The organism is Methanosarcina sp. WWM596 (assembly GCF_000969965.1).
In the GTDB taxonomy this organism is placed as follows: Archaea; Halobacteriota; Methanosarcinia; order Methanosarcinales; family Methanosarcinaceae; genus Methanosarcina.
The window spans coordinates 3,184,244-3,200,666 of record NZ_CP009503.1 but is presented as its reverse complement, the minus strand read 5'-3'; the positions used below and the strand labels follow the sequence as shown (position 1 = coordinate 3,200,666).

At 36.7% G+C, this 16,423-nt stretch carries 10 protein-coding genes and 1 CRISPR repeat array; all 10 genes read left to right on the top strand.

Going from position 1 to position 16,423, the window contains the following annotated elements; genetic code table 11:
* Window positions 1-70: 70 nt before the first annotated feature.
* The 10 genes from MSWHS_RS14095 (at window position 71) to MSWHS_RS14050 (ending at window position 15,735) form a co-directional block, all read left to right on the top strand.
* Window positions 71-283 (top strand): DNA alkylation repair protein, encoded by a 213-nt coding sequence (locus MSWHS_RS14095; protein WP_048159242.1) that lies wholly within the window; start codon window positions 71-73, stop codon window positions 281-283.
* A 500-nt stretch (window positions 284-783) separates the two neighbouring features.
* The gene (gene cas6, locus MSWHS_RS14090; RefSeq protein ID WP_048129170.1) at window positions 784-1,512 is read left to right on the top strand and encodes a CRISPR-associated endoribonuclease Cas6; all 729 of its coding nucleotides are present in this window, start codon (window positions 784-786) and stop codon (window positions 1,510-1,512) included.
* Between the two features lie 23 nt (window positions 1,513-1,535).
* Window positions 1,536-2,141 carry a CRISPR-associated protein Cas4 gene (cas4, locus tag MSWHS_RS14085; protein WP_082088368.1) on the top strand — a complete coding sequence of 202 codons (606 nt, stop codon included), beginning with the start codon at window positions 1,536-1,538 and terminating at the stop codon, window positions 2,139-2,141.
* A gap of 50 nt (window positions 2,142-2,191) precedes the next feature.
* Window positions 2,192-3,193 carry a type I-B CRISPR-associated endonuclease Cas1b gene (gene cas1b, locus MSWHS_RS14080; RefSeq protein ID WP_048159241.1) on the top strand — a complete coding sequence of 334 codons (1,002 nt, stop codon included), beginning with the start codon at window positions 2,192-2,194 and terminating at the stop codon, window positions 3,191-3,193.
* A gap of 1 nt (window position 3,194) precedes the next feature.
* Window positions 3,195-3,458, top strand: a complete 264-nt coding sequence (gene cas2 / locus MSWHS_RS14075) for a CRISPR-associated endonuclease Cas2 (protein WP_048129174.1) — start codon at window positions 3,195-3,197, stop codon at window positions 3,456-3,458.
* Between the two features lie 306 nt (window positions 3,459-3,764).
* A CRISPR array of direct repeats spans window positions 3,765-8,455; the repeat unit is 30 nt; unit sequence GTTAAAATCAGACCTTAGAGGGATTGAAAC.
* A gap of 481 nt (window positions 8,456-8,936) precedes the next feature.
* Window positions 8,937-10,295 (top strand): type I-B CRISPR-associated protein Cas8b1/Cst1, encoded by a 1,359-nt coding sequence (gene cas8a1, locus MSWHS_RS14070; protein WP_231585450.1) that lies wholly within the window; start codon window positions 8,937-8,939, stop codon window positions 10,293-10,295.
* 2 nt (window positions 10,296-10,297) lie between these two features.
* Window positions 10,298-11,299, top strand: coding sequence for a type I-B CRISPR-associated protein Cas7/Cst2/DevR (gene cas7i, locus MSWHS_RS14065; protein WP_048159238.1), 1,002 nt, complete (start codon window positions 10,298-10,300; stop codon window positions 11,297-11,299).
* 1 nt (window position 11,300) lies between these two features.
* Window positions 11,301-11,924, top strand: a complete 624-nt coding sequence (gene cas5b, locus MSWHS_RS14060; RefSeq protein ID WP_048159236.1) for a type I-B CRISPR-associated protein Cas5b — start codon at window positions 11,301-11,303, stop codon at window positions 11,922-11,924.
* 22 nt (window positions 11,925-11,946) lie between these two features.
* Window positions 11,947-14,175, top strand: coding sequence for a CRISPR-associated helicase/endonuclease Cas3 (locus MSWHS_RS14055; RefSeq protein WP_048159234.1), 2,229 nt, complete (start codon window positions 11,947-11,949; stop codon window positions 14,173-14,175).
* Between the two features lie 987 nt (window positions 14,176-15,162).
* Window positions 15,163-15,735 carry a plasmid pRiA4b ORF-3 family protein gene (locus MSWHS_RS14050; protein WP_048159233.1) on the top strand — a complete coding sequence of 191 codons (573 nt, stop codon included), beginning with the start codon at window positions 15,163-15,165 and terminating at the stop codon, window positions 15,733-15,735.
* Window positions 15,736-16,423: the final 688 nt, after the last annotated feature.

Genomic DNA, 16,423 nt, shown 5'->3' with positions numbered 1-16,423 from the left:
TCCTATACCTGACCATTTCTTTCACCTGAAAAACAAGATATAAGTAACACCTTTGATTAAATAAAAAACTGTGCAAACCGATATCGTATCCAGGGCCAGAAAGGACTTAACCGGAAGTGTTGACGAAAAGACAAAAAACAGTTATTCCCGCTTTTTTAAAGAAGAGGTGAAATGCTACGGGGTTAAGTCTTCTACTGTTGGAAAAATCGCAAAGGACTATTTTAAAGAGCTGCAGCAGGCAGGGAAAGCAGACAAAAGAAATATATTAAAGGTTAAAAATTGAAGGGGGGAGGAAGTTTTTTAGATGAAGCACCCTCATTCTCCACCTATAAGCCCCTTTCTCCCCCATATTCCCTAGTCTTTGTTCCCATATATTTTTGCCAGCAGTCTGGTCTGCAGGCTGATCCATTGATGCAAGCTTTGTCTGTCTGCCAATTAACAAAATGTCTTCACAAGTATTTTTTTCTTTTTACCCAGTCGTGATAAAAGTTTAGCACTACCTAAGTTTCAGTGAGAATGTTTACCCGACCTCCACTTCTTCTATGCTTCTCTGGATAGCGTAATATAATGATAACTTTCTAGTTTTAGTTATTGAGACGTGTTGTGAAGATGGGAAAATGTTAAAATGTGGAGATGTAAAGATGTGATAATTTGAGAAATTAGGGGAAGAGGGAGAAAAACAGTCATTTAAGCTGGTAAAATCCGACAGACAGGAGCCTATTAATTTATACTTTATCTCACAATACTTTTAATTATAAATACAAAAAGTTCTAATAGTTATTTATGAGATGCAGGGTAAGTGTTAGAAAAATATCTTCCGGTCCGCTCCATTATGATTATCAGTATGGCCTTGCCTCAATGCTATACTTAAAATTAGCTGCTTCAAATATAGACCTTGCAGATAAAACTCACAGTAAGAAAGGTTTTAAATTTTATACGTTTTCAAACCTCATTCTTGATGACAGAATTCCCGAAAAAAGCGGGTTAAACTTCAGGAAGGCTCATTTTTTCCTTTCATCTCCTGACCCAGAGTTCATAAGAAGTTTTGCAGAAGGACTTTTGCTTGAACCGGAATTTTTCCTCGGAAACGGCGAAAATAAGGCAAGCTTTATAATTGAAAGGATTGAAGTCCTTCCTGCGGTTCATTTTTCGGATACGTGTACTTTCAGGACCCTTTCTCCTATTTACTTAAAAACCCTGAGAAAACAGGAAGAACGGTTGGTTGAGTTCGATCTTTATCCTAAAGACTCAAAGTTTCACGAAAACCTGCATAAAAATCTGGTTGCCCGATACGAAGAATTCTATGGATCAAAAATCGAGAAGGACTTTTTTGAAGTTATGAGTATTCCAAATTTCAAGCCCAAGCGCGTAAAGGTAGGAGACAATTATAGACGCTGTAGTTTGATGGATTTATCTCTATCCGCAAACTCGGAACTCCTGGAGTTTGCATATGATGCAGGGCTGGGAGAAAAAAACGCTATGGGGTTTGGATGTGTAGGTATATTGAAATAAACACAAAGTAAGGAGATTCTGGAGTGAAAGATGAATCTGTTAAAGATACAGATTATAGTTTAGATGAGCTGAAGGATGAGCCTGAAACAAATATATATGCAGAGGTTTTCCTGGGTTCGGTTCGGATTACTGGAGTTAAGGTAAATTACTATCATATCTGCAAGACAAAGCTCTGGCTTTTTTCTCATAATATAAATCTTGAGAGAGGTGACGATAATGTTGCCCTGGGAAAGATTCTGCACGAAGACCGCTATAAGAAGAATCTTAAAAATATTACCATTGATGGTATAAGCATTGATTTTGTGAAAACGGGAAAAAGAACTGAGATTCATGAAATCAAAAAAAGTAAAAAAATGGATGCTGCGGATAGAGCTCAGCTTTTATTTTATCTTTATTACCTCAAGAAAAGAGGTTTTGATGCAGTAGGAATTTTAAATTATCCTCTGCTGAATAAAACAGAGAAAATTGAAATGAATGCAGAAGATGAAGCCAATATTGAAAGAGAAATTGAAGAGATTAAAAAAATAGTTCTCAGCTCAATGCCTGCACCAATGCACAAAAAAATCTGTTTAAAATGTGCTTATCAGGAATTTTGTTTCTGTGGTAGGGGCGATAAAAATGGAGAATGAGCGAACTAAAAAAATCGTGATAATATTGAGAAGCAAAAGGGGGTAAAAGAATCCGGGAAAATTTTTACATTTTACAGGACGGAATTTTGAAGAGAAAAGAAAACACGGTCTATTTTGAAAACAAAGAAGGCAGAAAGATTCTGCCAATAAACAAAATAAGTTCTATTTTCGCTTACGGAAACCTGTCGTTTTCGTCAGGAGTTGTTTCTTACCTTTCAAAAGAAGGAATTCCTATTCATTTTTTCAATTACTACGGCTTCTATGAGGGTTCGATGTATCCACGGGAGACCCTGATCAGTGGAGATCTGGTTATACGACAGGCTGAATATTACCTTGATCCTGAAAAACGGTTGTGTCTTGCTGGAAAATTTATAGAAGGTGCCTGTGGAAATATTCTGAAAAACCTCAAATATTATGCAAGAAACCGGGAAGACATTCAAGAGATAATCGAAAATTATGTAACTTCTATAAAAACCGAATTATCCCGGCTGATAGATGCGGAAACAGTGCCTTCCATGATGAGGACGGAAGGAAAAATTAGGGAACTCTACTACAATGCACTTGACGAAATATTCCCTGAGGAATACAGGATAATAAAACGTACCAGAAGACCGCCAAATAACAAAATGAACACATTAATAAGTTTTGGGAATTCTCTGGTCTATTCCACTACCCTTTCAGAGATTTACAATACTCAGCTTAACCCCACAATTTCATATCTTCACGAGCCTTTTGAACGCAGGTTCTCTTTATCTCTCGATGTAAGTGAGATCTTCAAACCAATCCTGATAGACAGGATAATTTTTAAGCTTGTTAACAAAAACATGCTAGATGATGGTTGCTTTCGAGGAGAAATCGGAAACATGCTATTGAGTGATAAAGGTAAAAAAATTTTCCTCAAAGAATACGACGAGAAGCTCAAAACCACCATCAAGCACAAAGGCTTGAACAAGAGTGTTTCATACAAACGCCTTATTCGACTTGAGCTATATAAACTTTCAAAGCATGTTCTTGGTGCAGAAAACTACAAACCTCTTGTAATGTGGTGGTAAAATGTACGTGGTAATTGTGTACGATGTAGGAGTAGAAAGGGTAAACAAAGTGAGAAGCTTTTTAAGGGAATACATGAACTGGGTTCAAAATAGTGTTTTTGAAGGTGAACTCACAAAAGCCGAATTCCTGAAAGTTAAGTCAAGGCTTAAAGAACTCATAGAAATAAACCATGACCACATTATCTTCTACAGCTCCAGAGATAAAAAATACCTTGGAATAGAAAATCTCGGAACTCCAAAAGCAGATACAAACAACATAATTTGATCAGCCATATCTGCAAATTTCACTACTTAAGCCTTCATACAAGAGCCAACACATTATATATATATTTATTAAAGATCCCCGTCAGAAGATTCTGCTTATCTTCTTTTTTCGTGGATCTTTATAAATGAACCACCGAAAGAACGATCCCCGAAACTTCCTCTTGAATATTCATTCAGAAAAGGATACTTTTATATTGTACAACACCAAATACCATTGTCTAAAAACAACATCAAACTCCGAATTATCCAACTCTTATTTGAAAAGACTCCGCATCCAATTTACCTAAATTCGGGGAAAATTTTCTTGGTTAAAATCAGACCTTAGAGGGATTGAAACCTTATGATGTTCTGTATGCGTGCATCTGATACGTTTGTTAAAATCAGACCTTAGAGGGATTGAAACCTACTTTTATTCTACAATTTTCAACTGTAATACCCTCGTTAAAATCAGACCTTAGAGGGATTGAAACATGGAATTCGGGGTTTTATATTCGAGGATATCTTCCTCGTTAAAATCAGACCTTAGAGGGATTGAAACACAGACGACGGAATGATTAGGATAATTGTAGCCGAGTTAAAATCAGACCTTAGAGGGATTGAAACCTAGCATTCTTGATCTCCTCGTACTCACCAGTAAGATAAGTTAAAATCAGACCTTAGAGGGATTGAAACCAGTGTGGGCAGGTTGGACGGTTAGATGCTTCCCCTGTTAAAATCAGACCTTAGAGGGATTGAAACTTTCATCTCGAACGAAACAGATCTCATCAAGGTATTGACAGTTAAAATCAGACCTTAGAGGGATTGAAACATCCTACCTCATCACGATGTTCTTTCCAAGCAGGCAGTTAAAATCAGACCTTAGAGGGATTGAAACAAAAGGATACGAAACCATACCTCAACGCTTATGCGTGTTAAAATCAGACCTTAGAGGGATTGAAACATAGTTCCACTTGTAACTGTACCATTACCAATTAGGTTAAAATCAGACCTTAGAGGGATTGAAACATGTCCATGGCAACCTTGAGAGAAGATGACAAACTCGTTAAAATCAGACCTTAGAGGGATTGAAACTTTCTTTCCCTCCATTATTTTGTAAGACTGATTACAGCGTTAAAATCAGACCTTAGAGGGATTGAAACAGCTACACTGCAAAAACGTTATCTACCGCGATATATAGTTAAAATCAGACCTTAGAGGGATTGAAACCCGTTCCCCTGTTTTAGTTTGAGCCGTGAGAATCCAATCGTTAAAATCAGACCTTAGAGGGATTGAAACTTTCTTTCCCTCCATTATTTTGTAAGACTGATTACAAGTTAAAATCAGACCTTAGAGGGATTGAAACATTAGGAGAAGGAATGTCAGAACTGGAAATGTAGCTGAGTTAAAATCAGACCTTAGAGGGATTGAAACTTACAACAGGACCGAGTACTATAAGAAGTCCGCCTATAGTTAAAATCAGACCTTAGAGGGATTGAAACTTGTTTAATTGATCTGTTTACAAGGTCGTCATTCTGTGTTAAAATCAGACCTTAGAGGGATTGAAACGTTTAATTGGATCGGTACGATATACGCAAAAACACAGTTAAAATCAGACCTTAGAGGGATTGAAACTCGTATGTCCCAGGTTCGAACACGTCGTAAGTGTTGGGTTAAAATCAGACCTTAGAGGGATTGAAACATAATGCCTTTCACGCGTTCTATCCTATCGAGCTGTGTTAAAATCAGACCTTAGAGGGATTGAAACAATATTAAATTATATAATACTGTCAATATAGTATTAATGTTAAAATCAGACCTTAGAGGGATTGAAACATGTCGTCATATTCAAGTTCAAGAACACTTGAGGATGTTAAAATCAGACCTTAGAGGGATTGAAACGGACTTATATAGTTTGAGTATGGCGGTAATACAATGTTAAAATCAGACCTTAGAGGGATTGAAACTACAATGTTTTCATAATAAAAGCAAGTGCAAGCATGTTAAAATCAGACCTTAGAGGGATTGAAACGCTGGTCTTCAGTGACACAGTTGTCACGTGAACTGTGTTAAAATCAGACCTTAGAGGGATTGAAACCTATTTCCTTTATAGCCTCTAACCGGGTTGTTGAGGGGTTAAAATCAGACCTTAGAGGGATTGAAACTCAACTAAAGCGGTTTTTCTGTAAAGTGCCATGTTGGTTAAAATCAGACCTTAGAGGGATTGAAACTTTTGTGATAATCATTGGGTTACCTGTTTGCAACACGTTAAAATCAGACCTTAGAGGGATTGAAACGTTCCGATCCCGTTTTGATTCTCGAAAATTCCTATGTTAAAATCAGACCTTAGAGGGATTGAAACAACGAAGAATTTTTGACTAAGCGTTTCATACTCCCAAGTTAAAATCAGACCTTAGAGGGATTGAAACATCTCAGTAAGAGATATGTTCCCGACTGCTCGGTCAAGTTAAAATCAGACCTTAGAGGGATTGAAACATTGTGTTTTCCGGAACCATGGCTCATGTGCATTAAAAGTTAAAATCAGACCTTAGAGGGATTGAAACATTAACAAAATAAAATTTAAACAGGGAGAGATAGCTGTTAAAATCAGACCTTAGAGGGATTGAAACGTAATTATTGCGGTACCCACGCAGTGACGAATTGAAACATGTTAAAATCAGACCTTAGAGGGATTGAAACTTTGATCATTCGACATTAAGGACTTGACGTCGTCAAGGGTTAAAATCAGACCTTAGAGGGATTGAAACAGGAACCCACGGTTGACAGACGCCGCCTTAACGTAAGTTAAAATCAGACCTTAGAGGGATTGAAACTAACATGAGCTATACAGAAAACACGATAACGGGCTTGTTAAAATCAGACCTTAGAGGGATTGAAACTTCATGAGAAGAGAATTAAGAGTGTTGCGTACAGAGTTAAAATCAGACCTTAGAGGGATTGAAACTAGACATGGGGACAATGATTTGCTGTCTGGGATCAGGTTAAAATCAGACCTTAGAGGGATTGAAACTGAATATACCCCTTCATTTTAATGGTATTGCCAATGTTAAAATCAGACCTTAGAGGGATTGAAACAAGGGTACCGTCCCTTAAAAAGGCTATTCGGTTCGTGAAGTTAAAATCAGACCTTAGAGGGATTGAAACGTGCGTTCCCTTTGTCAATTGCCTCGATCTCATCAGAGTTAAAATCAGACCTTAGAGGGATTGAAACTTATGGGAATGGGGGGGTAAAATCCGCCAGCAATCCACGTTAAAATCAGACCTTAGAGGGATTGAAACACGGGAGTCAGTTGTTTGCAGGTTGTGCAGATTGTGTTAAAATCAGACCTTAGAGGGATTGAAACGGTAGTTGATAGTTTGGTTTTTAAAGTGGTAACTGTTAAAATCAGACCTTAGAGGGATTGAAACGAAAGAAGGTTGAGAGACTCTATCACTTTTTTAGTTAAAATCAGACCTTAGAGGGATTGAAACGGAGATCGTTTGCGAAATCGCCGCCCTGCTGATATCCTGTTAAAATCAGACCTTAGAGGGATTGAAACATGGGAGCTTGGCCCCTCTAAAAAAAGTGTAGAAGGGTTAAAATCAGACCTTAGAGGGATTGAAACTACCTCATGGAACATATTTTAATTTGAAGTAATCTAGTTAAAATCAGACCTTAGAGGGATTGAAACACAGGTATACCTCCTGAGATACAGTCACTTCCCAGAGCGTTAAAATCAGACCTTAGAGGGATTGAAACTTTACAACATCTTCTACCCCATCTATGACCATTGCAGTTAAAATCAGACCTTAGAGGGATTGAAACATTTAATGGAGGAACTGGACAATCTGATTCATGGAATTGTTAAAATCAGACCTTAGAGGGATTGAAACCACATTGGATTGAGTACCATAGAATTGTTAATGCACGTTAAAATCAGACCTTAGAGGGATTGAAACCTTCGCACCTTCAAAAATAACCATTCTCACTTTTTCAGTTAAAATCAGACCTTAGAGGGATTGAAACAAGAGTATAATGCAGAAATATGGTATAAGAGGTAGTGGTTAAAATCAGACCTTAGAGGGATTGAAACACCGTAGCTCATTATCGGCTTCTGTCTGCTGATGGTGTTAAAATCAGACCTTAGAGGGATTGAAACAAAGTACAAGTCCTTCAAGCATACTGTGATGCAAATGTTAAAATCAGACCTTAGAGGGATTGAAACACAAAAGCATCTACGGACATATTTGAAAAATACGGGCGTTAAAATCAGACCTTAGAGGGATTGAAACGTATATATGTTGCATTGATGTCTGTAATTTCAGGTTAAAATCAGACCTTAGAGGGATTGAAACCTCGAGAAGCTTGACCCTGCGAATGATGTTTCATGTTAAAATCAGACCTTAGAGGGATTGAAACTAAATTAGGCTGTTTGAAGCATACAAATATTTCCTGGTTAAAATCAGACCTTAGAGGGATTGAAACCCTAAAAACTTTTGGATTCATTAGTGATTTTTCTTGTTAAAATCAGACCTTAGAGGGATTGAAACACGTCCACGTCCTTTTTTGCGTCCAGCTTTGGATGAAAGTTAAAATCAGACCTTAGAGGGATTGAAACTCTGTTCTTTTTTAGTTGTCTGACTTGCTAACGGAGTTAAAATCAGACCTTAGAGGGATTGAAACAGTTTTTGGCATATAAGTATGCAAATTCCAAAAGCAAGTTAAAATCAGACCTTAGAGGGATTGAAACAGATAATTGATTCGATCCATTCCTCAAACTCCTTTCCCCTCGTTAAAATCAGACCTTAGAGGGATTGAAACGTCTTTTGAGAAGTCTATGTTTGTATCTTCGTTAAGGGTTAAAATCAGACCTTAGAGGGATTGAAACTCAAAATACATACCTTTTACAAGCATCAATCCGAGTTGTTAAAATCAGACCTTAGAGGGATTGAAACGTAACACGTCCCCCTAATCTCGTTGGGGGAAACTTGGTTAAAATCAGACCTTAGAGGGATTGAAACACGAGGGGGAAATACTTATATAAATATTTTTTCTTTAAATTAGGAGTAGAATAAAGTATTCAAAAAATAAATTGAAAAGATATATACTATTAAGAGAAATGTAATAGCAATCATTTCTTTAAGGGATTGAAAATTTAGAGTTCGCAATTTTATTAAAAAATAAGACCTTTGAGGGATCGTTTATTTTTTGCATTTTTTTATAATAAGTTACTTAAAATTCCATTTAGGGTTCGTAATTAACTGCGAAAAATTTATCTACGTTAAGATATATCTTAAGATACAATTAATTCACAAAAACGGGAAAATATAATTACAAAATTAAATGAATGGTTAAGGAACAAGTTATGGATCAAACAAATCCTGTTGAATCAACATTATTATTTTTAAAATTATTGGACATTCTACAAGAAAAAGTCCATCCTCAGAATGGGAAAAAATAAAGATATTGATACTACAAAAATAGTTATCTGGAGGGTAAATATTGATATATCAATATACAGGAAACCCATTCGTTGACACAGGGATATGGGCTATATGCGAGTGGTCTGATAAAAAAAAGCCTGAAGAAATTACAGTGAAGGACCTAAGAGAAATTACACAAGATGTGATTTCTGTATATTTAAGTTCAGAGTGGGCAAAAAGCCTTTATTCTGTTTTTCCTAATAACGCGATTACTAATCCTTCTGTGAAAAATAAGGATAAAAGGCTTCTTAAATATTTAGAGCAGTTAATTGGTCAGGTTGAATCTCAGGAAGGGTCAAAAGAGTTCGGAAACTGCATCGCTTGTGGGAGATATGATGTTGAGAACGTTAGGACAAAAACAGAAATTCCCCTTATAGGTTCAGGAACATTGATTAATTTTTTCCCTTACGGTCAGCAAGGGGCTGATTACTGCCCTGCCTGCACACTTGCAGTTCAATTTTCTCCTCTTGTATTTTATGCATGTGGAAAACTTTTGCTCATCCACTCAAACTCGACCAAAGTAATGCATTATTGGGCAGAAAAAGCGATAAAGGATGTTCAGAGACAGATTTCAGCAAACAGCTACAGAGGTTGTTTTGACGAGGGTTACAAAAATCCTGTTAATGCTCTTTTTCATATAATTGAGGACTTAATTCTCCAATACGAAGAAAGATGGGTTGAAGAGAATCCCTCTATAAGCATATACCATTTTACAAATTATAATCAGGGGCCTGATCTTGAGATATATAGAGTTCCTACACCAGTGTTCAGATTCCTGGCTTATGTTAAACAGTCAGACCAGTTTTCAGAATGGATGAAAATTGTCAGAAAGGGATATTTTAATTTGGACAAAATCAAGGAAGGAGATGAATACAAAAATAAAGGCAATTCTGTTTACATAAATCTTTTAAAAGGTCATTCTATTGTGAAATATTTCATCGACAATAAAGCGAGGCAGGTCTACGGGGATTGGCAGTTACTGGAATATTATTTGACAGAGGTAAGAAACATGAGTAGTAAGAGATTGGATACCCTCAAAAAAGTTGGGGACAGCATCTCAGATTATATAAAGGATACTCAAAACATAAAAAAATTGAATCAGCTTGAAATGGCGAGTAATTTTGCCACATTCAGGAACATATTGAGGCTGATCGAAAAAGACCGAATTAAAAGAGGTTCTCAAGACTCACTTTTTACTCTTGAAGAGTTTATGGAAGGCCTCTTTCCTGAAGGAAACATGGGCTGGAGGGAGACTCAAGACCTTTTACTTTTCAGGATTTACGAAGATCTGCACAACTGGCTGGTTGAACAGGACGATTTGAAATCAGAACTGATTTCTATCGAGGACGAAGAAACGGAATTATCTGAGGAGAACTGACTATGACACATACAGTAAACGGTTTCATGCTTATCGATGCTCCCCATTCAGCACTCAACAACGCAGGAAATGATAGCAGTGAAAGGACGGAAAACATTGTCAGAGTAAAGACAATCCGGAAAGGAAGGAAAGTGTACCCATATGTCTCAGGACAGGCTCTCAGGTACTGGTGGCGTACAACCCTCGAGGAGAAGTTCAATTGGAATGTCTCCCCTATCGAGCGTGAAAAGAAAATAGCATTCACAAGTGCTAATCCGGTTGAATATGATGACGACGACGTATTTGGATACATGCGAGCTCTCAAAAAAGCAGATGGTGGTACTGTAACAAGGCTTTCCACCTTGAAAAACTCCCCTCTTGTTTCGGTTGCAGGTCAGGTTCCTACGGAAGATTTTGGAGTAATGGCGCGCCACGAAGGTGACCCTGTTCCTTATGAACATGAATTTTACTCCACGGTTTTGAAAGGAATCTTTTCCCTTGACCTTGACAACATCGGTGTGTTTCACAAGAACGAAAAAACAGGATACAAAAATATGTATCCTGAACTTGAAGCAATTGCAGAAAAAAATGGGGCGGAAAAAATAGAAAGTAAATGGGTAATGCCTGCCGAAGTAAGGATGAAGAGGGCAACAGATGTGTTAAAAGCTCTCCCTTACCTTACAGGCGGTGCAAAACAGACATCCCATCTCACTGATGTTTCCCCAAAACTTCTCATACTTGCAGGAATAGACGGTGGAAATCATCTCTTTATGAATCTCGTCAGAGAGGAAAATGGAGAAGCTCTCGTAGACCTGGAAGCTCTGGAAGAAGTGATTTCCGATTATTCAGATATCCTGTTGACTGACATCTATATCGGAAGACGTAAAGGTTTTATGGATGAGCTTGATCCTGCACTTAAAGCTCTAACTGAAAAATATACAGGCAACAGTCAAAAAGTAATTTATGGTTCTATAAACGAAATAGTTGATTCTTTTGTGCAAACGATTCCCGGGCTGATGAGATAAGATGAAAGTCTTAAGGATAAAAATTGGAAGCTGGACCGCATCCTTCAGGTATCCCGGATTCATAAGCGGATTTCAGCCTACTCTTCCAGTTCCTCCCATAAGTACTGTGTATGGGTTGATTTCAGCAGCGAGAGGAGAATTAACTGTCCCTGAGGATGTAAGCGTTGGTTACGTATTTGGCTTTGAGAGTAAAGCAGTAGACCTTGAAACGATCTACGAATTAAGTCCAGGGCTTTCTGCAAAATCAAATGTCATAAAAAGGGAATTTTTGTATAATCCTGAACTTTATCTCTATCTTGACAGGCCTGAGTTTAGTAAATATTTCCGTAAGCCTCAGTATCCCCTTCTTTTTGGTAGATCTGGAGACTTGGCAAAAGTTTCAGAAATAAAGGAATTGGAACTTGAAGAAGAGGCTGGAAAGAGGTTGGGGAAAACTATTCTTCCTTTTGGAATTAAAGGTGCATATGGTCTAGTGCAGGCTCTCCCAAGTCACTTTACTGATACTATTCCCAGAAAAGCTGTAGGAGTAAAACCATATCTTCTTATGGACGAGTTTTTCACCTATCCTGAAAAGTGTTTATTTGACCCAGAAATGAACTGGGCAGTCTGGCTTCATAAGAGTTGATTGACAAAGTAAGGAAAAAAACATGGTAATTCTTGCAAAAAAAGATCCCGATGAAACCCTTCTGGAGCATACAAAAAACGCGCTTATGGTTTTTAAAAGTATAAAAGACGCTTACCCTGAAGTTCCTCAAATCTGCGGAGTTCCAGACTTCTGGGAACATCTTTTCTACTCTATTTTTTTCCACGATTTCGGGAAAGCTGCGTCAGGATTTCAAAAAGCTATCTCCGGAGGGGAGAAATGGAAATACAGACATGAAATTCTCTCTGCTGGTTTTGTTTCCGGGCTTGAATATGAAAACCAGTTCAAAAATGCCGTTGCTATGGCAATAATTACTCATCATAAAGATATATTTTATTTGAGGGAAAAGTTTGGAACTTTTCCAAACCCTATGGGCAAAAAACGCTATTTTGAAAAGCTGCAAGAATTAATTTCTAACTTTGAAGAATTAAAGGAAATTCAACAAAAAATTCCAGAAATCAGCAAAAAGTATCTGGGTTTTGAATTAAATAAATTTAGAGATATAATGTCAATAGATGAATTGATTGATTCATATAAAAGTGCAGTACTACCATATAAAAACCAATTTGAAGATAAAGAATTAACAATTTTGCATGACAAATACGGGATATTCCTCAAAGGATTTTTAACAGCTTGTGACCATCTTGCATCAGGGGGAAAGTACAGCTTACTATCTGGAATTGAAGACATGAGAGCTGTATATAATTTTCCCGAACTGAGAAAAACACAAAGTCAAGCAGCAGAAACAAAAGGTGATGCCTTTTTAATTGCACCAACTGGAACTGGGAAAACAGAAGCATCATTATTATGGAGTCATGCTAATCAGAATCCTTGCAGGTCAAAAAGAGTCTTTTATTTGCTTCCCTATACTGCCAGTATCAACGCAATGTATAAAAGACTTCAAATAGATTTTAAAGACCCTGAATTGATAGGTATTCAACACGGCAAAGCTATGTATTATCTGTACCGAAGCTTTGAAGATGAAGAAGATTACCTGACTGCAACTAAAAAAGCAAAAGAAATAAAAAGCCTCACTGATAAAATTTACAGACCTTATAAAATAGCAACTCCACATCAGATTCTTAAATCTATGTTTGGAATTAGAGGGTTTGAGCAGAATCTTGCAGAAATGTCTAATGCTCTTTTTATAATGGACGAAATTCACGCATATGATGCTCATACAACTGCTCTAATCCTTGAAACGCTCAAAATCCTAAAAGAATATCAAGCCAATTTCTTGATTATGTCTGCTACTCTTCCTTCTTTTCTTAAAGAAATGTTCAAGACGGAATTAGGAATAACAAAAGAGATATTTTTTACAGAATTGGAACTGGATGAGTTTACAAGACACAGGGTTTCTGTTCTTAAAGGTAATATTCAAGATAATTTGGATCTAATTCTAAAAGAACTAGGTGATAACAAAAAAGTGCTTGTTGTTTGTAACACCGTTGTTCAGGCCCAGAAGATCTACAAGCAGCTCTCTCAAGGAATAGAAAATCGCGGCTTAATCCATGGAAGGTTTATCCTTAGAGACAGAGAGGAAATTGAATCAAAATTAGAGAATCTGAACCTTCTAGTTGGCACCCAGGCAATTGAAGTCTCTCTTAATATTGATTATGATGTACTGTTTTCAGAGCCAGCTCCCCTCGATGCCCTTATCCAGAGGTTTGGAAGGGTTAATCGAAAAGGTTGGGAAGAAAAAATAATCAAGCCAGTATATGTTTTTGAACAAGGATCTGAAAAAGACAAATATGTTTACAAAAATCAGGAATTAGTCTCTAAAAGTCTGGAGCTGTTAAGTAAAGAGAATATTCTGGGAGAAAGCAAAATTCAAAAACTTGTGGATGAAGTATATTTGAACGGATATCAGGATTCTGATCTGGCATCTTTCGAAATGGTGAAAAAAACCTTTCCCAAATTTCATAGCAAAATTGTTCCTTTTATAAATGAAAAAGAAAATCAGGAAGAGTTTTATAACCTATATCAATCAGTTGAAGTCGTTCCAATTCAGTTTAAACTTGAGTATCTTGAGGAAATCGAGAACAAAAGGTATTTTGAAGCTATGAAATATATTGTCTCAATAAGTGTTGGTCAATACAAAAAACTAAAACATAATAACCAAATCCAGATTGACTCTGATATGATATTTGCAAGTGTTGACTACAGTTCTGAAATGGGTCTCTTGTTGGACTCAGAAGAATCTATTATGGGAATTTTTGACAAAGACACCTAAAAAGATAATATTATACATTACTTTTCATCGATCTTATTTTTCTTTTTTTGAGGAAACTCTCATAATTATCTAAGAGTTTATTTACCATCAGTAAACATAAAATCCTACTTTCGGCAGGTCGACATTAGATCTTACTTACTTTCGGCAGGTCGACATTAGATCTTACTTACTTTCGGCAGGTCGACATTAGATCTTACTTACTTTCGGCAGGTCGACATTAGATCTTACTTACTTTCGGCAGGTCGACATTAGAAATTAGAATATTTTTTCCGATACCGTTTTAGAACATTAGATCACTATTTATTAGGTTTAACTGGTTAACGTGTGACCCAATTCTCACGACCTATACAAGCACTGAACCATTTTTTCATAAAAATTTAGTATAATAGATTAATAATTGGTCATATGCAAACCTAACAACTACACACAATTACGGAGCATCTTTTAAAATCGTCATCAATAAGAAGTATCAAAAATTATATGTCGACCTGCCGAAGGTAAGTTAGAGCATTAGATAACTATTTATTATGATTAAAACTGGTTAACGTGTGACCCAATTCTCACGACCTATACAAGCACTGAACCATTTTTTCATAAAAATTTAGTATAATAGATTAATAATTGGTCATATGCAAACCTAACAACTACACACAATTACGGAGCATCTTTTCAAAATCGTCATCAATAAGAAGTATCAAAAACTAATGTCGACCTGCCGAAGATTGAAACTTGCAGAGGACCTCCTGAATACCTTCCAGTTCAAAATTCGCGAGGCACACGAAGAAGTGGTTTGAAATTTTTAAAGACCTATCCGTAGATGAATGTTTAGAGATGATCAGGGATTTTTCCCACTTCATGATAAAGGAAAGAAAATCCCCTTTTTAGTGAAAAAAACCTTTTTACCCGCATATTTCCTGTATTTCTGGACAAAAAGATCCCAAAAACTAAAATAGAGAGATTCATATAATTATTCCTGGAGAATATTCTATGAAAAAGACTTTCGAGAAAGTTTGCCAGCTGAAACTCTCCATGGAAGGCATTACCCCCCAGATATGGCGGCGTATCCAGGTGCCGGAAAATTATACCTTCCTTGACCTTCACGATGCTATTCAGGATGTAATGGACTGGGACGACTACCATCTGCATGAATTTGAAATGCCAAACCCAAAGACAGGAATGATGGATAGAATAGGAACGGAAAGCGACGATTTAGAAGGTTTCGAAGAACCCCTTGTCCCGGAAAAGAAGACTAAAATATCCAAATATTTCACACCGGAAAATAAGATTGCTCTGTACACCTACGATTTCGGGGACAACTGGCAGGTAAAAGTCAGGCTTGAAAAAATCCTCCCGATAAAAGAAGGGGTGGAGTATCCCATATGTACTGCAGGAAAAAGAGCAGCTGTCCCTGAAGACATCGGGGGAATATGGGGCTATGAAGATATGCTGGAGATCCTGAAAAACCCGGAACATGAGGAATACGAAGATACTGTGGCATGGCTGGGAGAAGATTTTGATCCCGAATACTTTGACCCAAAAGACGTTTCGTTCCGAAAATGAAAAATTTCAAATTTAAACATTCAAAAGGCTTTAAATGTAAAAATACACTTGCAGAGATGCATTGTTTTCATGGAAAAGGTCTTAAAATGCATCTTTTACTGGACCAGAGTTTTCAATCCGACCCTGTAAATCGCTCATAATTTCATTTTCATTTTCATTTTCATTTTCATTTTCATTTTCATTTTCATTTTCATTTTCATTTTCATTTTCATTTTCATTTTCATTTTCATTTTCGATTTTCTTATCTAACCTTCTACCAATTTTAGCTTCCTTATTCTTTTTTCAAAATCCAGGTATCGGGTAATCCAGGTATAGGATAATCCAGGTACAGGATAATCCTGGTATAGGATAATCCAGGTATAGGATAACCCAGGTATAGGATAATCCAGGTATAGGATATGAGATACCCTTTCATTTCACAGCAGAGGGATTCCATAGTATGCATTCAGGCTATACCAGAAACAGAGTTTGCAAATTCGTAGCAAGATTTACTGGACACGGACTGAAACTGGAATACATTTTATTCAAAATCTATCGATAACCGCCCAAATGAATTATTAACCATTACTGTCTAATTAAATGAATTATATAAATGATTATATAAAGATTTAAAAAGTATATGTATCGGTTAGATGAAAAAAGGTTTCGAATCAGATAGATACTCTCCAGTTTAAAAACGGTGTTCAGA